This is a genomic window from Terriglobia bacterium (assembly GCA_020073085.1).
GTDB lineage: Bacteria > Acidobacteriota > Terriglobia > JAIQFV01 > JAIQFV01 > JAIQFV01.
The window spans coordinates 1-20,201 of record JAIQFV010000017.1; the positions used below are offsets into that span (position 1 = coordinate 1).

Here is a 20,201-nt window from a genome sequence, read left to right on the forward strand (position 1 = left end):
TCACCCGTCCCGCTTTGTTATAATCCGTCATGGCCAATCTCCTCTCTCTGGGCTTTTAAGCCCGGGTTGATTTTTTTCCTTGGAGACCATTGTACCGGTACTCCGCGGAGATTGGCCTTCTCATCCTATCTACACTCTGCCAGCCCTTCGGGCCTGGGTAGTTTTGTTTGGATTTTGGGCTTTGGATTTTGGGTTTTGCTTGGAATTTGGATTTTGGACTTTGGAATTTATCTGGATTTTGGACTTTGGAATTTGGATTTTGCTTTATTCACCCGCCTGGCCGTTCACCTTCCAAAATGGCCCGATGGAAGGCTTAAACGTTCAGTTCTCTGGCGGAAAGTTCAAATCCTCCCTCCTGTGAAGTATCCTTCCCGCGCTGTCATCCCAAACTCTTAAGAAGCTGCTGCCATCAATCCCATGAGGATTCGGAAAAAGCTGAAGCAAGCGTTGCGTCATTTTCATGTCACCCGGGTCCTCTTGAGCCGCCTTTTCTTCACTCCGTATCCGCTTCTGGCTCATCTCATCCCGATGCGAAGGTGCAATCTTTCCTGCGCGTACTGCAATGAGTACGACAACTTCTCGCAACCGGTCGTGCTCGAGGAAATGTTCAAGCGCGTCGACAAATTGGCTGCGCTGGGCACGAAGATTATCACCATCAGCGGCGGCGAGCCGTTGCTCCATCCCAACCTGGAGGACATCATCCGGCGCATCCGGAGTCACGGCATGATTGCCGGATTGATCAGCAACTGTTATCTGATGACGCCTGAGCGGATTCGGTCCTTGAACAAGGCCGGATTGGAATTCTTGCAGGTCTCGATCGACAATGTGAACCCGGACCAGGTGTCGAAGAAGAGCCTGAAGGTTCTGGATTCCAAACTCGTCAACCTGCAACGGCACGCCGAGTTTGGCGTCAACATCAATTCGGTCATCGGAGGAGGGATTGCCAATCCGGAAGATGCCCTCGTCGTCGCACGGCGCGCCGTCGAGCTCGGGTTCACGACCTCCCTGGGTGTGATTCATGACGGAAATGGCACTTTGAAACCGCTCAACGGGCTGGAGCAGAGAATTCAGCACGCCATGAGGCTCCTCGGCAAGAAAAGCTATGCCCGGATCCACAAGTTCCAGGACAACCTCTCGCGGGGAAAGCCGAACGAGTGGCGCTGCCGCGCCGGCGCGCGTTACCTTTACGTCTGCGAAGAGGGGCTGGTGCATTATTGTTCTCAACAGCGCGGCTATCCGGCCATTCCACTGGAGCAATACAGCCTTGAGGACGTTCGACGCGAATATTATACGAAGAAGGCCTGCGCCCCGTTTTGTACCGTGGCCTGTGTCCATCAGGTCGCCACGCTTGATAACTGGCGCGATCCGCAACACATCGATCCCGTCGCCGTCCCAACTCCTCAGCCCAGCCTGCAACCCGGCCGGATGGGGGAACCGGCCCGCGCCTGAACCGGGCGTGGCGTCCACCCCGTCTTTCGCCTCCTCCTGTTCCATACCCATGGCGCTCGCTGATCTCCGGATGTCCTTTTGAACTATTCTATGATTTGAGTTCTCTTGCCGGGGTGCCGCATGGCGAGGGCGGCCGACTTGCCCGGGAATGCCGTATCATCGGACGCCGGGTGCGCGGATATGTCCGCCTCGGCGGACATGTCTGCGCATCAATACCCTTCGGGTCTCAACGCTGAATTATCAAGAATTTCTCCTCGAACGTCCAGGGAGCGGCCCTCGAGTATCTTGCAGCGCAGCCGTGCCAACAACGCATGCCTACGGCACCCGAGGTCATTCTTTCCTCCTGCCGCGTAAGGCTTGTCAAGACATAGAACTCGTACTAAGCTCTGACTCTTGGTGAACATTTCAAGGTAAGATCTGGGCAAGGTCGCGGCCGCCAGCACTCGACCGAGGCAATCTTCATCGAATATCAATTCGCACCACAAGGTAGACTCCATCGCAGAGAGCGGGGGAGAGCGAGTCCATGACCGAACCTCAGAAAACACCAACATCGATGGTCCACATCTTTGGAGTCCTTCTGATTGTCGGGGTGGGGTTCGTTGTTCGCTACATCTACCAGGCCTATATGCTCAGCGGATCGCCTTCTTCCAGCCAATGGCAGTTGGGGTTGGGATTGGTTGGCGGGGCTGGGGTGGTCCTGCTTCTTGTATTTCCCTTGCGACGGCGTCTTCGTCAGGGGCCCGCCACAGGCTTCGAGTCGTGGATGATCACTCACGCGTATTGTGGCGTTGCGGCGGGGATTGTCCTCCTGCACCACGGCCTCTTTAATTTTGCGATGGATCTCCGCGGGATCCTGCTGTTACTTCTGACCCTCTCGCTTCTCCTTGGAATTCTCCTTTTGATCTTGAGAAAGCGGGAAGGTGCAGCCGGACCTTCCGCCATGACACGCCGATTGTCCTCGCTTCACTTGCTGGTATCGATCTTCACCGGAATTCTTCTGGTGGTGCACGTGTTGTTCGATGCGGTGGTAAGGCAGTAGAAGAAGTGGGCAGTGGGCAGTGATCAGCGGGATGCTCATCCAACTGGGTTGACTGAGTCAATTTCATTTCGACTTCGAAACACTAGTGAAGTGATTCGATTGACCTCGCTCTTAACTGACCACTGGCCACTGCTCACTGCCCACTTTTTTCAACCCGGGAGCTTACCATGTCACGATGGCTTTTCAAGACAGAACCCACGCATTATTCATTTGATGACCTGGTCGAGAGCAAGAAAGCGGTCTGGGATGGCATCACGAACAACCTGGCGTTGAAGCATCTGCGTGGCGTCAGGAAGGGAGACGAAGCCCTCGTGTATCACACCGGCGACGAGAAACAAATCGTGGGAGTTGCGATTGTTACATCGAATCCTTATCCGGATCCGAAGCAGAAAGATCCCAAGCTGGTGGTCGTTGATATCAAACCGGGGCGGAGGTTGAATCGGGAAGTGACACTGGCTGAAATCAAAGCCGACAAGGCGCTTAAAGATTTTGATCTGGTACGAAATTCGCGCCTTTCCGTTATGCCCGTGTCTGACGCCCAGTGGAAGCGCCTGCTCGAGCTCGCTGGGGGAATAACCTATTTCTCCCGCTCCCACATCGTCTCTGCTTCGCCTTCGCTGAGCGAAATCCATCGTGCCAGCACGAAGAGGGCGTCCCCCAGCCGGTTGAGATAGGGGATCAGATAATCCCCGAGGGGTTCCTCGCGACCGAGTGCCACACAAGCGCGCTCGGCCCGCCGGCAGACGGTCCGGGCCTGGTGCAATGTGGCGGCCACCAGGCCTCCTCCCGGGAGAATAAACTCTTCGAGCGGCTTCAATTCTTTTTCCAACTCATCCATCAGCGCCTCCAGCGCGTCGATGTGGCGCTGCCCGACCAGGGGCATATTCTCCCACCGGTCTTCCACGCGCGTCGCCAGATCGCTGCCGACGACAAAGAGTTCATTTTGAATTTTCTTGAGTTCCGTCTCCAGCCGTTGTTGGGACGCATTGGGCGGGGAAAACTTCTGGTTGAAGGCGCGTGCCACGCCGAGGACGGAGTTTAATTCATCGACGATCCCGTAGCTTTCGATCCGGCGGGAGTCCTTGGGGACCCTTCGATTGCCGACCAGTCCGGTTTCTCCCTTGTCGCCTGTCCGCGTGTACACCCTGGTGATTCGCATGATGACGAGATTGTGCCACAGGCGATTCCGAGGGGACAAATGAAATTGATTGTAGGATGGATTGTAGAAAAGATCCACGGTAACCGCCGAGGCGCCCGGGGAATGACTGAATCGGGGTGCCGCAGGCATGCGTTGTGGGCATGCCTGCGCTGCAAGACAGTCGAGGGCTGCTCTCCAGACGTTCGGGGTGAGGGGAAATTCTTGATAATTCGGAGTAGAGACCTGAAGAGTAATGGTTCGCAGACATGCAAAGAGCGCATATCTGCGGCACCCGGGGGGGCAGCGTCACCCGAGGAATGACTGAATCGGGGTGCCGCAGGCATGCGTTGTGGGCATGCCTGCGCCTGCAAGACAGTCGAGGGCTGCTCTCCAGACGTTCGGGGTGAGGGGAAATTCTTGATAATTCGGAGTAGAGACCTGAGGAGTATTGATTCGCAGACATGTCCGCCGAGGCGGACATATCTGCGGCACCCGGGCAAAGAGCGCATATCTGCGGTACCCGGGCAAAGAGCGCATATCTGCGGCGCCCACATCGGGCGGTCTGCGGCGCCGCAGCGACTTATCTGAACGAGCTGAGCTGTCCCGCATAGACGAAGATGTAGCGCAGGAGGTAACCGCCCATCAGGACCAGCAGGGCCGCAAACGCGGCGAGGGGCTTGTTGTGGTGGAGGGAAGCCTTCGAGAGCAGGACGGGCGCCATCTCCCACACCTCGATCGCGAGAGGCAGCAGTAATCCCAGTCCCATAAAAAACACCCAAAAGACCAGCGTGTAGGGACCCCCCAGGATGAGCCCCAATGAATCCTGTACGGCGCGAACCGATAGCTCTCCGTGAATAATATAGGGCAGCACGATGAAGAATTCGAGGGTGATGAAACAGATATCGAGGGTGTAGAGGAAACGCGCCTGACGCGGGTCGAGGTTCTTACGGTTCCAGGAAAGCGCAAAGATCAGGGTGGCACAGCCGGTCGAGAGTGCGGAGAACAAGAACATCTGGGCCACAAGATTCGTGTTCCAGAAAGGCCGTGACTGGACCGCCCCCAGGAGGACTCCAGTGTAAATCCCCACGGCAATGCTGACGGGAAACCCAATCATCGCCAGCCACCGGCGCCAGGCGGAGAGGTCACGATTGAGCTTCTTTAGAAATGCAAGCTTCCGGGGAAGCCTGGCGAAGAGCATTTCGCGCCGGTCCGAAGGGAACCAGGCGTAGAAGTAGAGCAGGGTGACCGCCGTAAAAAAGAGGAGCAACCAGGAGCCGATCGACATCGGGCTTTCCCACCTCAGGTGGGTAAACAGCTTGTAAAACCGGTACCAGTTCCCCAAGTCAAAAATCAGCAGGAGCGATCCGAGGGCGACGGGCCACGGCGCCATCATGGCGCCGTATTTCGCGATCCGGGAATGAATGAATTCGTCTTTCTCCTGGAGGTAAGTGGCAAGGGCGGAGACGAAGAAGATCCCTGCGGACAGCCCGCCTAGAAAGAGGTAGTTGACGATCAGCCATCCCCACTCGACATGTTTCATAGCCCTCTCCCCCTACAACAGATAATAGATTTGCGGGCCATTGCCCGTTTCCGGTTTCTTCAGCCGGTATTGACGGGTGTTGAGAATTTCCCGAAGCCTTCCGTCGGCGTCATTGATGTCACCAAAGACGCGCACCTTGGACGGGCAGGTCTCCACGCAGGCCGGAATTTCTCCACGGTCCACACGCTGGACACAGAAGGTACATTTTTCCACCACGCCGCGATCCTCGCGGAAGAAGCGGGCATCATACGGGCAGGCAATCATGCAGTAGCGGCAACCCACACACTCCGTGTCGTTGACGAGCACGACGCCGTCTTTCCGCTGCCATGAGGCCCCGGTCGGACACACCCGCACACAGGCCGGGCTGGCACAGTGATGACACTGTTCCGGTTCGAAGGCGGCCAGCATCTTCGGCCACGTCCCGTGATGTTCTTCTCCAATCCAGTCCCGGCTCTTGCCCAAGGGGACCTGGTTTTCGGCACGGCAGGCGACAACGCAGGCCTTGCAGTTCAGGCATTTTTTTGAATCGACGATCAGGGCATAGCGTTTGGGTTGCGGGGCCATAAGGATTCGCCTAAACCTTTCTCACTTTCACGAAGGTCTCGTGAAGGGCGGCGTTCCCCGAGACCTTGTCCCACGCCGTCTCCAGAAGCTGGGCATCGGACGCGCCCACCTCACAGGCGAGTCGCTGCCATTTCGTTCGTTTTCCAAAACCGTGCAACATGAATACGCAGTCCGGACGGATCTCCTCGGTCACCCGCGTCTTGATGCGGACCGTCCCGACCGCGCTGGCAACCTCGACCCGGTCGCCCTCCTTCACTCCAATGGCTTCTGCGGAGGTCGGGTGGATCCAGAGGTCGTTTTCGGGGGAGAATTCATTTAACCAGGGGTTGTTCGTGTTGTTGGCGTGCGTGAAGAAGGCCTTCCGGCCCAGGACCAGGCGAAACTTTCCGGCAGGAGGTTCCGTCGGGGATTGATAGACCGGCAGGGGATCATAGCCTGACTCCTGCAGCCGCTCGGAGTAGATTTCAATCTTGCCGGACTTGGTGACAAACCGGTGGTCCGGACTGAGGGTGGTTCCGTATTTCGGGACATCGGGCGCCGCCCAGACTCCGTGCTTCTTCAAGTATTCCAGGGGCATTTGGAACGGGAGCTCCTTGACCTGGGCGTCGATCCACTGCTCGATGGTGTAGTCGAAGTAATCCGAGAGCTTCAGCCGCTTGGCCAGGCCCTGAACGATCTCGAGCGTGGTCCGGGTGTCGTGGAGCGGTTTGATCACAGGTTGTCGCAGGACGACCACGGGCCAGATCCCGGACAGCACCTCCACCGGATCGAGGCGTTCCAGGTAGGTCGATTCCGGAAAAATCACATCGGCATACCATGCCGTGTCGCTCATTTGAATGTCGACCACCCCGACAAATTCCATTTGCTCGATCATGCGGAGGGTCCGCGCCTGGTCGGGCAGGGCGTTCATGGGATCCTGCTTGTGGATCATCCACCCTTTGACCGGATAGGGGGAAGCCGCCAGCACGTTCTCGCGCAGTTTGAGGTACGCCCCATCTCCTTTGGCGGCGAGAGGGAAGTTCTTATCGAGCTCGTCGATGCGGGGCGCCTTGGGATCGTCCCAGGGCAGGAAGAGATATTCCCCCAGTTCAATCTTGTTATTCGGTACCATGCCGCCCTGCCGGTCCCAGTTGCCGACCACGGCATTGAGGATGGCCTGGGCGCGGCGCATCTGGAAATCGTTCTGATACCAGGAGGACCTTCTCCCGGCGTAGTAGACCGCCCGCGGGGCGGCGTCAGAAAACTCGCGCGCGATCCGGAGAATTTCTTTCGCGGGGATCTCGGTCTCTTTTTCGGCCCACTCCGGCGTGTAGGGTTTGACGTGTTCGATGAGTTTGTCGAAACCGGTACAATAGGAATTGACGAATTCCTTGTCGTAGCGATTTTCGCCGACAATCACATTCAGCATGGCAAGGATGAAGGCCATGTCGGTTCCCGGCTTGATGGGAAACCAGGCGTCCGCCTTGGCCGCCGTCACCGTGAAGCGCGGGTCCAGACAAATCAGGCGGGCCTTCCGGTTCATGGTGGCGTCGATCAGGTCCATCGTGTCCGGTGTGATGAAGGCCTCGAAGCGGTTGGCGCCGGACATGATGACGTAATTGCAGTTGAGGAGATCGAAGGAGGGAACCGTTCCGAAGGTGGCGGAGTAGGCCAGGTTCACCGAGGCCAGACACAAGGTGGGATGCCGGACGATATTGGGAGAGCCGAAGGCCAGTCCCAGGTTCTTGAAGAAGATTTCCTGAAAGCTTTCCGTCGAGGACCACAGCGTTCCCTGGGGACCGTATTTTTCTTTGATCGCCGAAAGCTTTCCCGCCGCGAAGTCAAAGGCTTCCTCCCAGCTGGCTGGCCGCCATTTGCCTTCCCCCCGCTCGCCGGCGCGAATCAGCGGGCGCTTGATGCGGGCCGGATCGTACACCTGTTGAATGCCCGCATTTCCCCGCGCGCAGAGCATGCCGCGGGACTTGGGATTCTCGGGGTTCGGATTCAGTTTCTGAATGACCCCTTCATGGACGACGGCGATGACAGAGCACTTATTCGGACAGAGTTCGCAGGTCGTGGGGACTTCGAGGCGCTGGGGGACGGGTGCGGTCTCCTTGATGAACGGCTTCAAGCACCCCGCCTGAGTGGCCAGGGCCGCCCCGAGCGCGCCTCCCGTGGTCATCCGGAAGAAACTCCGCCGGTCAAGCTGATTCTTTCCCATTCCACCCTCCCTCGAAGGCGGGACCGGAGATGAGTATCCCCGGTCCCACGCGCGCTAGAACCTTGTTTCGAACATCATGTAGATATTGCTGACCTTCTTCGGGAAGGGATAGAAATTCACAACATTGGGATTGTCGAGACTGAAGAATTCCAGGGGCCCGGGGGCGATGTGCCAGCCGCTGAAGGCGGTGGAGTAGTTGTAATGGATGTAGCCGGCTTTGAGCACAAGGTTCTTGACCATCGTCCAGTGCAGGTAGGTTTCCCACACGTTGCCGCGGGCGGACAGCTTGTCGCTCGGTTCGCCGGCCGTCGGGGTGTAAGTAAACCAGTTGGGCGAGCCATGGTTAAACTCCAGTCCCACCGAGAGATTCTTCGCCGGAGAGTATTTCATCCCGGTATAAACCCCCGTTCCACTGCGGGAATGGAGCGGGTCGCCCAGGAGTCCGCCAAAGCCGTACTGGCTGACTTTTCCATTTGGATGGGACTTGATATAGCCTCCGCTGAGGAAGTACGTGAAGTTATCTCCAATGGTGTGCATCCACGTCGCTCCCAACTGGTCCATGTTGCCCAGGTTGTTGGTGGCGGTCACATACTGCGTAGTGGGAAACGCAAAGGCAGCGGGGACGGGAAAGTTGTTCAAGGCGCCGTACGGGATGTCGGTCATGTTGGTGAAGCGGTTGTAGCCCACCAGAAGCCGGGTGCTGCTGACCGTTTTTCCGGTCTGGAAAAGCAGGGGCATGTCATAAGTGAATCCCACCACGCGGCTGTCCTTCATGCCATTGATGTGTCCGAGGCCGAAGGGGGTGATGGTGTAATTTTCGGAGACCTGGCCGCCGCCCCCGAACCCGGATTCGTAGCCGATGCCGCCGCACACGCCGATGTTGGTCCCCTCGGGAAAGCCGATCTTGTCGAGATGGTAGTCGATATGCATGCCGTCGACTTCGGCGTTCACCATGATGGCCTGAGGGGTGGCCTGACGCTCGGTGCCCTCACGCAACTCCAGGGGCGGGCCGTCACTGCTGTTCATGCGGCCGAAGGAGAAGGTGAAGGGCGCATTGGGGATGTCCCATTTCAACAGTGCGCGCTCCACACGGATGACTTCGTTGCTGGGGATGCGGCTGGAATTGAACGAATTTAGAACCGTGCCCGGGAGGCCGTTGAAGAGAGGAACGTCGGATCCCCCGTAGAGTTTGTACATGCTCAGCCGTCCCATGAACTTGAGGTTCTCATTGATGTCGGCACTCATCTTGAGGCGCAGCCGCAGGGAGTACTGCCCGGAATTATTGAGGTTCTGCTCGGGGACCGCGACCGGGGCGCTGGTGGTTCCCGTGAACTGCTGGTAGGGGTTGATCTTCCAATTCAGATTGTCAAAGCGCACCCGCATGTCGCCGCCCCACTTGATGTTGTTTCCGGCGGTTTTGGATTCCACTTTTTCCAGGCGATCGTTGAGGTCGGCGATGTCGGCGACCGGGGCGGCGGCCGCGGCGGGCTGCGCCGCGTTGACCTTTTCTTCCAGGGCCAGGAGCTGTTGCTTCAACTGTTCAATCTGTTTCTTGAGTTCGTCGTTGGTCTGAGCCTGGATCAATAAAGGGGAAACGAGGATGGCGATGAAAGCGATGATGAGGATTAATTTACGCATAAAGTCTCCTTGTTCCGAGAGATGAGGAGCGGGATTGGTCATGGAACCGTGAGGCCCGCGGGGACAGGGCCGTCCGGCGGTGAAGGGGTCAGGCCGGCGTGGAGAGACCTGGGTCCGTTCATCCCGGATCCAACGGGACCGGTTTGCTATTTGCCGCAGGTTTCAGGCTGAGGAGAGTCCGAAGCGTGCGCCTGCAAGTAGGTGGCGACGTCCACGAGCTCCTCGGCGCTCATCAGTTTAATGAGCTGTTCTTTTCCCTTGGCATGTTTGGCTGCGGTGAAGTAGGCTTTCCACTGGGTCTGGGTCTTGCTGAGCGGCGTGATCTCGGATCCCGCGGCTCCCTTGGTATGGCAGGTCTTGCAGGTTTTTCTGAAGAAGAAGCGGCCTTTGGTCTCGCTGCCGGAGGAGGCGGACGAGACGGCGAAGGCGAGGGTCATCCAGAGTCCGAGGCTGATGAGGGCGACGAGCAGTTTGAGTCCTTTTCGCATGGTCTGTCTCCGATGAATAAGCGTTATTCCGGTTATGAATGAAGTTCAGTTCAAAAGGCGAGGGGGTGGGAGCGCAGCCGAGGGATCGTGTGTTCGTGAACCTTTTCACAAGACAGGGCAAAGCAAAAATCGCCCGCCCTTCCTCTGCTCCCCCCGCCGTGGACCCCGCCCGGCGTCCCGGGCGGACAGGGCGCCGGCGTGTTCCGTTCCGAACCATTGAAACATTCCACTATAGCAATCATCACTTGATAATTGAATAGTAATATAGTAATATTGTCAAGTGTTTTTTTTCACAAAGGAGGGGCACCCGTGGTGATTGATCCATCCATGCTCACGGACGAGGCGCTGGAAATGGTGGCGGCGCGGTTCCGCTGCCTGGCGGAGCCGATGCGCCTGAAGATCCTGCGCGCGCTGCAGGAGCGGGAGCTGACCGTGGGTCAGCTGGTGCGGCAGCTCGAAGCCAACCAGGCCAATATCAGCAAGCACCTCAAGGTGCTGATGGAGGCGGGGGTGGTCGCGCGGCGGTCGCAGGGGACATCGGCGCACTTTTCGATTTCCGATCCGATGATCCTCACGCTGTGCCACACCATCTGCAACGGGCTGGCGGAGAAATTGAAGACCCAGGCGAAAGGCTTCGGCCTCACCCTCGCGAAGCGACGGGCCGCCCGATGACGGTTTGATCCGCATGAGGAAACGGGAACCTCCCCGGTGCACGGGTCGAGGTTTTCCCGCGCGCTGAACCCCCTATCGCCCCCGTTCCCCGCACTGTTCCCGGAATGCGGCAGACGACATTCTCGGACCCTGCGCGGATCCGGCGCCGATCCGCTTCCAGCGGCGACCCGCGGGGAGCGAGGGGCTGCAAGAATTGTTCTCCTCTCGAACGAGCTGCCGTCTCCTTCATGGTCTCCCCCTCGAGCGGTCTCCCCTGCAGTCCGCCGCCCGGCGAGACCCCCGGTCCCCGGGGAGCCGAATCCCTCCTCTTGACAAATGTCGTTATAACGACTATTATGCCGTGATGCCGGCGCCGACACCGCGGAGAAAGGGACGGGAACAGTTCCCGGGGCCACTCGGGGAAGAGCTGTATCTCCAGCTCCAGCGGTCGGCCGAGGCGCTCCGGCAACGGCTGGAAGCGGCCTTGAAACCGGCCGGGCTGTCGCCGACCCAGTACAACGTGCTCAGAATCCTGCGGGGCGCCGGGCCGGGAGGCCTGCCCTGCCGCCGGATTGCGGAGCGCATGGTGACGCGCGACCCCGACATCACGAGGCTGCTCGACCGGCTGGAGGCCCGCGGGTGGGTCGCCCGGACCCGCGAAAAGAAGGATCGCCGGGTCATCACCACACGCATCACGGAGGCCGGCTTGAGGCGGCTGAAGACACTGGATGAGCCGGTGGCCGGCATGCACCGCCAGCAGGTCGGCCAGGTGCCGGAGCGGACCCTGCGGGCACTGATCGGGCTGCTGAAGCAGGTGCGGAGTCCGCGATGAATCATCCCGCGGGCCTGCGGCCGGCGGAGAGCGGGGGATGAGGCTTGAAAGCGAGGAGAGACTTTTTCTCAAGGTGGGTCCTGATGAGGAGGGACGGGGCATGAAGGAAATCATTGGTTTCATCGGTCTTGGGAATATGGGGTCGTTCATGGCGGGCAACCTGGCGGAGGCCGGTTACGCGGTCCGCATTTGGAATCGGACCCGCGAGAAGGCGGACCCGCTGATTGCCCGCGGCGCCCAGTGGAGGGCCCGGCCGTCGGAGGTGGCGGAGCCCGGCTCCATTGCCATCACCATGCTTTCCGACGATGAGGTGGTCGAGGAGATTGCAGGCGAAGGAAGTGAGATGGCGGCGCGCCTTGGGAAGGGAGGGATTCACCTATCGATGAGCACGATTTCGCCCGCGACCTCCCGAAAATTGTCGGAGCATCATCAAGGCCAAGGCGCGAGCTATGTCGCCGCCCCGGTCTTCGGAAGACCCGAAGCGGCGGCGGCGCGCAAGCTGTGGATTTGTGTGTCCGGTCCGGCGGCCGCCAAAGGACGTGTCCAACCGGTCCTCAAGGCCCTGGGTCAGGGCGTTTTTGACTTTGGGGAGGATCCGGGGGCCGCCAACGTGGTGAAGCTCGCGGGCAACTTTCTGATCGCCTCGGCCATGGAGGCGATGGCGGAGGCCTTTGCACTGGCCCAAAAGAACGGGATCGACCGTGCCACCGTTGCCGATCTGTTCGGACAAACCTTGTTTGCATGTCCGGTCTATCAGAACTATGGGAAGGCCATTGCCCAGGAGCGTTACACGCCCGCGGGATTCCGGATGCCGCTGGGGCTCAAAGATATCGACCTGGTGCTTCAGACCGCTGCGTCGTCGCGCGTCCCCATGCCGCTGGCCAGCCTGCTGCACGACCGGTATATCACGGCGCTCGCCAAGGGCCGTGAATCAATGGACTGGTCGGCGCTGGCTCTGGGAGCTTCAGAAGATGCCGGATTGAAGTAGAAGCGCGATCCTTTGCAAGAAGATCATGAAGCCGGAGGCCGGAAGGCAGAAGCCGGAAGCCTGAAGCAGGATGTCGGAAGGCCGGATACTCTGACGACCCAAAATTGATCCATGAAAGAATCCTGCAAATCCGAAGAAGGAGTCTCAAATGATTGTCGTAAGACCTGGAAATGAACGGGGGCATAACAATTTAGGGTGGCTTGACACCTATCACACTTTTTCGTTCGATACCTACTTCGACCCTGACCACATGGGCTTCCGGCAACTGCGGGTGATCAACGAAGATCGCGTCGAGCCCGGCGGCGGTTTTGGGACGCACCCTCACCGCGACATGGAAATCATAACGTATATTCTGGACGGGGCCCTCGAACACCGTGACAGCATGGGCAACGGATCAGTGATCCGGCCGGGCGAAGTCCAGCGGATGAGCGCCGGCACCGGCATCACGCACAGCGAATTCAATCCGTCCAAATCGGAACGGGTGCACCTGCTGCAGATCTGGATACTGCCGGAGAAAAAGGGGCTGACCCCGAGTTATGAACAGCGTGAATTTAAGGCGGAGGAAAGGCGCGGCCGGTTGCGTCTGATTGCCGCAAAAAGCGGCCGCGACGGCGCGGTTGCGATCCACCAGGATGTTGAACTGTACGCCGGGTTGTTCGATGCAGGAGAACGGGCGACCTTTTCGATTCGGCCCAATCGACATGCCTGGGTGCAGGTGGCCCGCGGCGCCATGAGGCTGAATCAAGTTGCCCTGAAAGCCGGAGATGGCGCCGCAGTCAGCAACGAAACGCAGTTGAAGTTGACGGGGACGGAGACTGCTGAAGTGCTGGTTTTCGATTTGGCGTGAATGGGGAATGCGGGTTTCGGATTGCAGAGTGCGGAATAGAAGCGCAGATCGCCGCGGCGGGGTGCCGCAGGCATGCGCTTTTTGCATGCCTGCGCCTGCAGAAATTCCGAAGGCCATCCATGGGCTCTGCAGGAAGGAGTGGCGATGTCATCATCTTCAGGAGGGATGGTGACGGGAGGGGTTGGCATTCGCAGGCATGTTGGGAAGCACATGCCTGCGGCACCCGGATTCCACGAAGTTTCCGGCAAATCAGCGGGGCGGGCATTCGCAGGCATGTTGAGAAGCACATGCCTGCGGCACCCGGATTCCACGAAGTTTCCGACAAATCAGCGGGGCTGGCATTCGCAGGCATGTTGAGAAGCGCATGCCTGCGGCACCCGGCACCCGGCACCCTGCACCCGGCTTCAAACAGAAAGCGCTTATTCCCCGAGATAGGCGTCCGCTTCGATTTCCACCAGCATATCCGGATCGACCAATCGGCTGACCTCGACCATTGTGGTGGCGGGTCGAATGCTGCCAAAGAATTCCCCATGAGCTCTTCCGATGATCTCCCAGTCCTCGATGTCGGTCACGAACATTCTTGTCCGAACCACGTCCTTCAGTCCGGCCCGGGCATTCCGCAGGGCGCGTTCAATATTTTGCAGAGCCTGGATGGTTTGCGCGTAAGGATCGCCGACCCCGACGATCTCGCCCGTCTCTCCGGTGGCGGTGGTGCCCGATACATGGATATGAGGACCCGTTCGGACTGCACGCGAGTAACCCACGATGGGTTCCCATGTCGTTCCGCTCGAAATATTTTCTCTCGGCATGAAGCGTTCCTTTCTGAGACTGCGGGGATGGAAGCCGTCAAACAGATTCATCTTTCAGGAATCAGTGAAATCCCATGTGCAAACCGAAACTTGATTTTGGTGCGCCAGGTGAAGCATTATACCGGACTTGAATCAAGACACGGCGGATCCGTGATGGGTCCCCGGGATTTGGTTGGATCACTACAACGGAAGTCCTGCCCCGCCCGGCCCCCCCGGAGTTTTTGGGAGAGCTTAATGTCACCATGACAGTCTGACGGACCACGCGCGGCATCCTCTGCACCTCTGTGATGAAGAATCAGTATGGCCAGGATCCAGACAGAACCTTTCGTTCGGAAGAACTGGTTAATCATCGGCTCGAATGCCGCCATGTTCGTGTACGGCGTCGTCCTGGCCCTGCTCGGATCGATCCTTCCTTTGATGGGCGAGCGGATTCACCTGGATCTAGCCCAGGCGGGCAATCTCTTTCTCGGCATGAACTTCGCAATGCTTGTCAGCATGGTCGGTCTTGGCGTGCTCATGGACTGGATGGGGAAGAAGCCGATCCTGATCGCGGGATCGCTGGTTGTCGCCCTATCGCTCTTGTTGATCAACCGCGCTTCGAGTTATACGGCTGTGCTGGTGGGGGTAGTCCTGCTCGGAATCGGTGGAGGAGCTCTCAATGGAGCGGCCAATACGCTGGTGGCTGACTTGGAGAGAGACCCGCGGGGGAAAGCATCGGCTCTCAATCTGCTGGGGGTCTACTTCGGGTTTGGCGCGCTGTCCCTTCCCTTCATCATGGGAGCTGGGATCAAAGGGCTGGGCCTGGCTCCCATTCTCTACCTTGCCCTCGTCCTTGCACTTGTTCCCAATTTCGTATTCATTGGTCTCACCTTTCCACCGCTTCCCACGCGTCGGACTTCACTCTGGGCAGAGTCCGTTCAATTGGTTCGCAATCCAGTGGTGCTCCTGCTGGGTTCTCTCCTTTTCTTCGAATCGGGAAACGAATTCATTGTCGGCGGGTACGCTTCGACTTACTTCAAAAGCAATATGGGCAGTTCCATCTCTGTGGCCTCTTATATTCTTTCCGGTTATTGGGCGGCCATGATGGCAGGCCGAGTCATCTCGAGCCGGCTGCTTTTGCGCATGAACAGCTTGACGCTTGTAAAGGTGAGTGCCCTGGGCTCCGCCATCGCAGGGTTGGTGTTGCTCCTGGCCACATCCACTCTTGCCGCCATCGCCGGAGTTGTTTTGCTGGGGTTGAGCTTTGCGAGTATTTTTCCAACTTCACTGGGCATGGCGAGTAGCCGCTTCGAGGCGTATTCAGGAACAGTCTTCGGAATTCTCTTTGGGATTGCTTTGAGTGGAGGCATGACGTTGCCTTGGGCCGTCGGACAGTTTTCCGCAAGACACGGATTGCATGCCGGTTTAGGCGTGGTAATTGTGAACGCCCTCCTGATCTTGATTCTTCAGCATTTCATCCAGCCCCCAAAAAACGGGATTCCGAAAATGTGATAAGCAAGGGGGGGAAGACTTCTGGTCAAGTATTACGAAAACGAATCATCGTATCATATTGAATTGGAAGCATTTAAGTGGGCATTCGATGGAGGAAGTGGAAATCGGACCGTAGGAGACAATTCTGAAGACTCTCGCCGGCTGTTCCAGGCGGCGTGGGCTCGAATTCCGATTGCAAACAGGAGCGAAGTTGTCTAAAATTCTCATGGATGTGTCGGAAAAGCTGTAGCGTATGGACGCATCGATCCGTTCGAAATATGGGATGGGCGCATCTCAGAAAGGCTTAATGTTGAATATTGTTCGAGGCAGTTGAGGAAGGTCTCATCGGTCGACTGGTTTTTCATTGAAGTGGGGCGGGCTTTAGTTGAATGGCTGAAGAATTTATATCCTGGTGGTGAATGGCCAGGGCATGCTCTAATTTAGAAATTCGCTGATAACCATTTTAGAGTTCAAAGCATTTTTTATATAATTTAAAGGTTATCGCAATAAGACCCCTTGCCCCCCTCCTGCAGCACGCCGTGACCTTCGCGAGCCCGACAATCCATTCCAATACATTAAGCCTCCTCATCGGAGCAGAATCCTGAGCAGTTCGAGAGAACTGGATTGAACATTCAGGAGCGAGTGCGCCGGTGCTGCGAATGGGTATCGAAGCATGATCCGGCCGGAGGCGCGGGGATGACCCTCAATTTGAAACAAATTTCACAAATACTTCAAAGCTCCAAAGACCGTGGCGAAATCGCTCTCCTGGAAACCGAAGGCATGGCGATCCTGGAAGCCATGGGAATCGAGGTGCCGTTCCACCTCTTCGTGAAGGATACCCTGGAGGTGGCGAAGGCTGATCTCTCCCTGTTCACCGGGAACAGGATCGTGATCAAAGTGATCTCGCCGCTGATCCTGCATAAGAGCGACGTCGGGGGAATCGCCATTGTTCCCAACCAACTGGATGCCATTGTCCTCACGGTAGGTGCCATGGAGAGAAAGTTCCGCGGGGAAGCCCTCGTGGGATTCACTCTGAACCAATTTGTCCCCTACGATTCCTTGCTGGGGAATGAGCTCTTGTTGGGAGCCCGATGGACGGACGATTTCGGGCCGGTCATTACCTTCGGGCCGGGCGGAATCTATGCGGAATTTCTTGCGAATCATTTTAAGCCAGGATCCGATGTTTCGATTCATTCACCGGGGATAACGGCACAAGACGACCTTGCCCTGGTTCTCCAGCAACCTGCTGTGACGCAATTGATTACCGGAAGCTTGAGGGGCCAGCGGCCCCGTGTCAAGTTGGACCAAGTCACGGACGTGGTGCGGAGATTTGGAGAACTGGCGGCCACCTTCATGCCCGAATTGATTTCCGAGTGTGAAATCAATCCGCTCGTGATCACACCCCGGGGATTGATGGCATTGGATATCCTGATCAAATTGGGGAGGGAGCCTGAGGAGAAGACGGTCGACCGACCCATCCGCAAGCTCAAAAATCTTTTACAGCCCCGGTCGGCGGCGATCATCGGCGTCTCCGAGAAGCTCAATCCCGGCCACATCATTCTCAACAACCTGATTCGCGAGGGTTTTGACAAAGAGCAAATTGCCGTCATTAAGCCCGGCGTTCAAACCATCGAAGGATGCCGGTGTTATGCGGACGTCGCCTCGATGCCGCAGACCGTGGATGTCTTTATCCTGAGCATTGAGGCGGCCCAAGCGCCTGCCGTGATCACCGAGATCATCAAGAGAAAAAGGGCGGAGAGCATCATCCTTATTCCCGGCGGGCTGGAGGAAAAGCACGGAACCGTGGCGATTGTTTCGCGCATGCAGGAAGCCCTGAAGGAGGCCCGGAGCAGTGACTGGGGAGGACCGGTCATCAACGGCGGAAACTGCCTGGGCATTACCTCGCGTCCGGGGCGGTACGACACGATGTTCATCCCGGAATATAAGCTCCCTGTGTCGAAAGGCCCGGTCTCACCCGTGGCGATCCTGTCTCAGAGCGGCGCATTTGCGGTGGCCGAGGCCAGCAAGCTCCAGGACATCAATCCCAAGTATTCCATCACGGTCGGCAATCAGATGGACCTGACGTTGGGCGATTACCTGACCTACTTGAAGGACGATCCCGAGATTGAAATCTTCGCGGTCTATGTTGAAGGTTTTCGACCATTGGACGGATTGAGGTTCCTCCGGGCCGCCGCGGAAATCACGGCCAGCGGAAGAACGATCATTTTTTACCGGGCAGGGCGGACCACGGCGGGCGCTCATGCCGCGGCAAGCCATACGGCCTCGATCGCGGGTGACTACGCCGTGACCCGCCAGTTGGCGGAGTGCGGGGGAGTGATTGTCGCCGAAACCATTTCGGACTTCGAGGACCTGACGAGGTTGTTCGGCTATTTCAGGAAAAAGGAAGTGAAAGGCTGGCGGCTGGGAGCCCTCTCCAATGCGGGGTTCGAATGTGTGGCGATAGCCGACAATTTAGGGAATTTCCGGCTGGCCTCTTTCGAAGCCGCCACGGTGGTTCGACTCCAGGAGATTTTCAAGGAAGCACGAATTGATCAGGTGGTCGACCTTCACAATCCCATTGACCTGACTCCCATGACGGGGGATCTCGCCTACGAACGGGCCATCCGGACGGTCATGGAGGATGCCCACGTGGATGCCGGAATTATGGGCTGCGTGCCTCTGACCGCGGCCCTCAATACCCTGCCATCGGGCCCCGGGCATCGCGAGGATTTACTTCGCGAGGACTCGATTGTCATGCGGATGGTTCGGCTCAATGAGGAGCTTTCCAAACCGTGGCTCGTGGTGATTGACAGCGGCCCGCTCTACGATCCCATGGCACAGTTGCTCGTAGAGCAAGGCATTCCGACGTTTCGAACCGCCGACCGGGCACTGAGCTTGTTCAACATAGTTTGTCGGGAAAAAATGAGGACTGTGGCCAGGCGGCATGCGCCGCTCGCAGCGGTCAAATAGGGAAGCCAGGCCGCCCCTATCGGCTGATTCATGGTTTTCGAGGGCATGCGCCCCAGAGGTGTCCCGGGGTGAAGAATGAAATTTGAGGCTTGACGGCAACGCTTTGCGGTAGAATAAGGATCGCAAGCCTGAGGGTTGATTTCATGGATATTTCATGTCCCCCGGGGGAGGCTGCAGGGCACCTTTAGCCATCGAGAGGTGTTTCATTCCGGGGAAACAGTCCCCACGGTTGTTCCGGCCCTCACACGGTTCCTAGAAGAGCCGGTGACCTGATCTTCCCAACAAACCCGAATTTCATTTTCTCATCGAGTGGAAACTCCTCAAACGGGTTCATCATGGAGGCGCTCCATCAAGGAGGTTCGAGCATGAAGAAATTCATCTTACTTGTAGTAGTCATTTTGTTTTTCATTGCGTTCGCAGGCATATCAGGCAATGAAAGTGTGGGGCCGTTGCTCTTAGTCGCCCAGCACAAATCCGCCAATTTTTCCGGCGTCGAAATTAACCCCGAAGACCTGAAGCTGTTTCAACCCTTGCCTGAAGTAATCATCTCTTCGAAGAACCCTCTCAGCGAGGAAAAGATAGCGCTGGGGCGAATGCTGTATTTTGACAAACGGTTATCCCGGGGCAAGGATATCTCCTGCAATGACTGTCACCAACTGGATAAGTATGGAGTGGATAACGAATCGCGGTCGAAGGGATTCAAGGGGCAGTTGGGAGGACGCAATTCCCCGACCGTCTACAATGCCGCCGCTCACGTCGCCCAATTTTGGGATGGGCGCGCGCCTGACGTCGAAGAACAGGCCAAGGGGCCGGTGTTGAATCCGGTAGAAATGGCGATGCCCGATGACAAGGCCGTTGTGGTAGTTCTCAAATCCATTCCGGGATATATGGCCGCCTTCATGAAAGCCTTTCCTGAAGACAAGGACCCTATGACGTATGACAACGTGGGAAAGGCCATCGGCGCCTTTGAACGAAAGCTGGTGACCGCCTCCCGCTGGGATGATTTTCTCAAGGGGGACAAGGCTGCCTTGACCAATGCGGAAAAGATCGGATTCAACAAGTTCATGGAGGCCGGTTGTCAGAAGTGCCACTCCGGCTCTCTCGTCGGTGCGGGCATCTTTGCGAAGCTGGGAACGATGAAAGAGTGGCCTGATAAATCCGATCCGGGACGCTATCAGGTGACCCGGAACAACTCGGACAGGATGCGGTTTAAGGTGTCTTCGCTGCGCAATGTCGAGAAGACGGCCCCTTACTATCACGATGGTTCCGTCGCAACTCTGGACAAGGCAGTGGACCTGATGGCGGAGTTTCAGTTGGGCAAATCATTGAGCCATGATGACGTCAGGTTCATCAGCGCGTGGCTCAAGACGCTGACCGGCAGGATTCCCGTCGATTACGTGAAACCTCCCGAGCTGCCGCCGGACGAAACCCGCAATTCTCCCGTGGGGGCCTATTGAGCCTGGGTTCATGAACTGTCATTGTGGGCAATCCGCCCGGATCGAGGGGCGGATTTTTGTTTCAGCGTGTTGGGGAGAATTAGGGTCAATGGACGGTGATTCAAGGATCCCCCGAGTCCCT

At 57.7% G+C, this 20,201-nt stretch carries 18 protein-coding genes; 11 read left to right on the forward strand and 7 right to left on the reverse strand.

Annotation, left to right across the window (positions count from 1 at the left end; genetic code table 11):
* From LAO21_16540 to LAO21_16555, 4 genes are all read left to right on the forward strand, one after another.
* Positions 1–396, forward strand: a 396-nt coding sequence (locus LAO21_16540) for a hypothetical protein (GenBank protein MBZ5554328.1), incomplete at its 5' end; no start/stop codon positions are given.
* 21 nt (positions 397–417) lie between these two features.
* Positions 418–1,449: a radical SAM protein gene (locus LAO21_16545; GenBank protein ID MBZ5554329.1), complete on the forward strand. Its 1,032-nt coding sequence runs from the start codon at positions 418–420 to the stop codon at positions 1,447–1,449.
* Between the two features lie 523 nt (positions 1,450–1,972).
* Positions 1,973–2,488 carry a hypothetical protein gene (locus LAO21_16550; protein ID MBZ5554330.1) on the forward strand — a complete coding sequence of 172 codons (516 nt, stop codon included), beginning with the start codon at positions 1,973–1,975 and terminating at the stop codon, positions 2,486–2,488.
* A 167-nt stretch (positions 2,489–2,655) separates the two neighbouring features.
* Positions 2,656–3,162, forward strand: coding sequence for an EVE domain-containing protein (locus tag LAO21_16555; GenBank protein ID MBZ5554331.1), 507 nt, complete (start codon positions 2,656–2,658; stop codon positions 3,160–3,162).
* On the opposite strand, the gene LAO21_16560 is transcribed toward LAO21_16555, so the two are convergent.
* The 6 genes from LAO21_16560 to LAO21_16585 form a co-directional block, all read right to left on the reverse strand.
* On the reverse strand, positions 3,066–3,647 hold the full coding sequence (locus LAO21_16560) for a cob(I)yrinic acid a,c-diamide adenosyltransferase (protein ID MBZ5554332.1): 582 nt from the start codon (positions 3,645–3,647) through the stop codon (positions 3,066–3,068). The two genes, LAO21_16555 and LAO21_16560, sit on opposite strands and share 97 nt — an antisense overlap.
* Before the next feature lie 559 nt (positions 3,648–4,206).
* A complete protein-coding gene (gene nrfD, locus LAO21_16565; GenBank protein MBZ5554333.1) occupies positions 4,207–5,166 on the reverse strand; it encodes a polysulfide reductase NrfD in 960 nt (319 codons plus the stop codon).
* Positions 5,167–5,178: 12 nt separating this feature from the next.
* Positions 5,179–5,730 carry a 4Fe-4S dicluster domain-containing protein gene (locus LAO21_16570; GenBank protein MBZ5554334.1) on the reverse strand — a complete coding sequence of 184 codons (552 nt, stop codon included), beginning with the start codon at positions 5,728–5,730 and terminating at the stop codon, positions 5,179–5,181.
* Between the two features lie 10 nt (positions 5,731–5,740).
* Positions 5,741–7,930: a molybdopterin-dependent oxidoreductase gene (locus tag LAO21_16575; GenBank protein ID MBZ5554335.1), complete on the reverse strand. Its 2,190-nt coding sequence runs from the start codon at positions 7,928–7,930 to the stop codon at positions 5,741–5,743.
* 54 nt (positions 7,931–7,984) lie between these two features.
* Complete coding sequence (locus LAO21_16580) at positions 7,985–9,568, reverse strand: DUF3373 domain-containing protein (protein MBZ5554336.1); 1,584 nt, start codon at positions 9,566–9,568, stop codon at positions 7,985–7,987.
* 146 nt (positions 9,569–9,714) lie between these two features.
* A complete protein-coding gene (locus LAO21_16585) occupies positions 9,715–10,056 on the reverse strand; it encodes a cytochrome c (protein MBZ5554337.1) in 342 nt (113 codons plus the stop codon).
* 327 nt (positions 10,057–10,383) lie between these two features.
* Between LAO21_16585 and LAO21_16590 the strand changes: the two genes are divergently transcribed.
* The 4 genes from LAO21_16590 to LAO21_16605 all read left to right on the forward strand — a co-directional run bounded on the left by LAO21_16590 (position 10,384) and on the right by LAO21_16605 (position 13,374).
* Entirely contained in the window at positions 10,384–10,728 is a 345-nt protein-coding gene (locus tag LAO21_16590; GenBank protein ID MBZ5554338.1) for a metalloregulator ArsR/SmtB family transcription factor, read from the forward strand.
* 343 nt (positions 10,729–11,071) lie between these two features.
* The gene (locus LAO21_16595; GenBank protein ID MBZ5554339.1) at positions 11,072–11,539 is read left to right on the forward strand and encodes a MarR family transcriptional regulator; all 468 of its coding nucleotides are present in this window, start codon (positions 11,072–11,074) and stop codon (positions 11,537–11,539) included.
* A 100-nt stretch (positions 11,540–11,639) separates the two neighbouring features.
* Positions 11,640–12,527: an NAD(P)-dependent oxidoreductase gene (locus LAO21_16600; protein ID MBZ5554340.1), complete on the forward strand. Its 888-nt coding sequence runs from the start codon at positions 11,640–11,642 to the stop codon at positions 12,525–12,527.
* A 148-nt stretch (positions 12,528–12,675) separates the two neighbouring features.
* A complete protein-coding gene (locus LAO21_16605; GenBank protein ID MBZ5554341.1) occupies positions 12,676–13,374 on the forward strand; it encodes a pirin family protein in 699 nt (232 codons plus the stop codon).
* Between the two features lie 419 nt (positions 13,375–13,793).
* Here LAO21_16605 and LAO21_16610 read toward each other — a convergent pair whose 3' ends face one another.
* Positions 13,794–14,183, reverse strand: coding sequence for a RidA family protein (locus LAO21_16610; protein MBZ5554342.1), 390 nt, complete (start codon positions 14,181–14,183; stop codon positions 13,794–13,796).
* A gap of 300 nt (positions 14,184–14,483) precedes the next feature.
* Here LAO21_16610 and LAO21_16615 point away from each other — a divergent pair, with 300 nt between their 5' ends.
* The 3 genes from LAO21_16615 to LAO21_16625 all read left to right on the forward strand — a co-directional run bounded on the left by LAO21_16615 (position 14,484) and on the right by LAO21_16625 (position 20,080).
* On the forward strand, positions 14,484–15,674 hold the full coding sequence (locus LAO21_16615) for an MFS transporter (protein MBZ5554343.1): 1,191 nt from the start codon (positions 14,484–14,486) through the stop codon (positions 15,672–15,674).
* Positions 15,675–16,349: 675 nt separating this feature from the next.
* The gene (locus LAO21_16620; GenBank protein ID MBZ5554344.1) at positions 16,350–18,623 is read left to right on the forward strand and encodes an acetate--CoA ligase family protein; all 2,274 of its coding nucleotides are present in this window, start codon (positions 16,350–16,352) and stop codon (positions 18,621–18,623) included.
* A gap of 365 nt (positions 18,624–18,988) precedes the next feature.
* The gene (locus tag LAO21_16625) at positions 18,989–20,080 is read left to right on the forward strand and encodes a cytochrome-c peroxidase (protein ID MBZ5554345.1); all 1,092 of its coding nucleotides are present in this window, start codon (positions 18,989–18,991) and stop codon (positions 20,078–20,080) included.
* Positions 20,081–20,201 lie beyond the last annotated feature (121 nt).

What these genes read in the sequence shown, in the direction of transcription:
- LAO21_16545 (MBZ5554329.1), top strand. Translation starts at nt 418, where the DNA reads ATGAGGATTCGGAAAAAGCTGAAGCAAGCGTTGCGTCATTTTCATGTC.
- LAO21_16550 (MBZ5554330.1), top strand. Translation starts at nt 1,973, where the DNA reads ATGACCGAACCTCAGAAAACACCAACATCGATGGTCCACATCTTTGGA.
- LAO21_16555 (MBZ5554331.1), top strand. Translation starts at nt 2,656, where the DNA reads ATGTCACGATGGCTTTTCAAGACAGAACCCACGCATTATTCATTTGAT.
- LAO21_16560 (MBZ5554332.1), bottom strand. Translation starts at nt 3,647, where the DNA reads ATGCGAATCACCAGGGTGTACACGCGGACAGGCGACAAGGGAGAAACC.
- nrfD (MBZ5554333.1), bottom strand. Translation starts at nt 5,166, where the DNA reads ATGAAACATGTCGAGTGGGGATGGCTGATCGTCAACTACCTCTTTCTA.
- LAO21_16570 (MBZ5554334.1), bottom strand. Translation starts at nt 5,730, where the DNA reads ATGGCCCCGCAACCCAAACGCTATGCCCTGATCGTCGATTCAAAAAAA.
- LAO21_16575 (MBZ5554335.1), bottom strand. Translation starts at nt 7,930, where the DNA reads ATGGGAAAGAATCAGCTTGACCGGCGGAGTTTCTTCCGGATGACCACG.
- LAO21_16580 (MBZ5554336.1), bottom strand. Translation starts at nt 9,568, where the DNA reads ATGCGTAAATTAATCCTCATCATCGCTTTCATCGCCATCCTCGTTTCC.
- LAO21_16585 (MBZ5554337.1), bottom strand. Translation starts at nt 10,056, where the DNA reads ATGCGAAAAGGACTCAAACTGCTCGTCGCCCTCATCAGCCTCGGACTC.
- LAO21_16590 (MBZ5554338.1), top strand. Translation starts at nt 10,384, where the DNA reads ATGCTCACGGACGAGGCGCTGGAAATGGTGGCGGCGCGGTTCCGCTGC.
- LAO21_16595 (MBZ5554339.1), top strand. Translation starts at nt 11,072, where the DNA reads ATGCCGGCGCCGACACCGCGGAGAAAGGGACGGGAACAGTTCCCGGGG.
- LAO21_16600 (MBZ5554340.1), top strand. Translation starts at nt 11,640, where the DNA reads ATGAAGGAAATCATTGGTTTCATCGGTCTTGGGAATATGGGGTCGTTC.
- LAO21_16605 (MBZ5554341.1), top strand. Translation starts at nt 12,676, where the DNA reads ATGATTGTCGTAAGACCTGGAAATGAACGGGGGCATAACAATTTAGGG.
- LAO21_16610 (MBZ5554342.1), bottom strand. Translation starts at nt 14,183, where the DNA reads ATGCCGAGAGAAAATATTTCGAGCGGAACGACATGGGAACCCATCGTG.
- LAO21_16615 (MBZ5554343.1), top strand. Translation starts at nt 14,484, where the DNA reads ATGGCCAGGATCCAGACAGAACCTTTCGTTCGGAAGAACTGGTTAATC.
- LAO21_16620 (MBZ5554344.1), top strand. Translation starts at nt 16,350, where the DNA reads ATGACCCTCAATTTGAAACAAATTTCACAAATACTTCAAAGCTCCAAA.
- LAO21_16625 (MBZ5554345.1), top strand. Translation starts at nt 18,989, where the DNA reads ATGAAGAAATTCATCTTACTTGTAGTAGTCATTTTGTTTTTCATTGCG.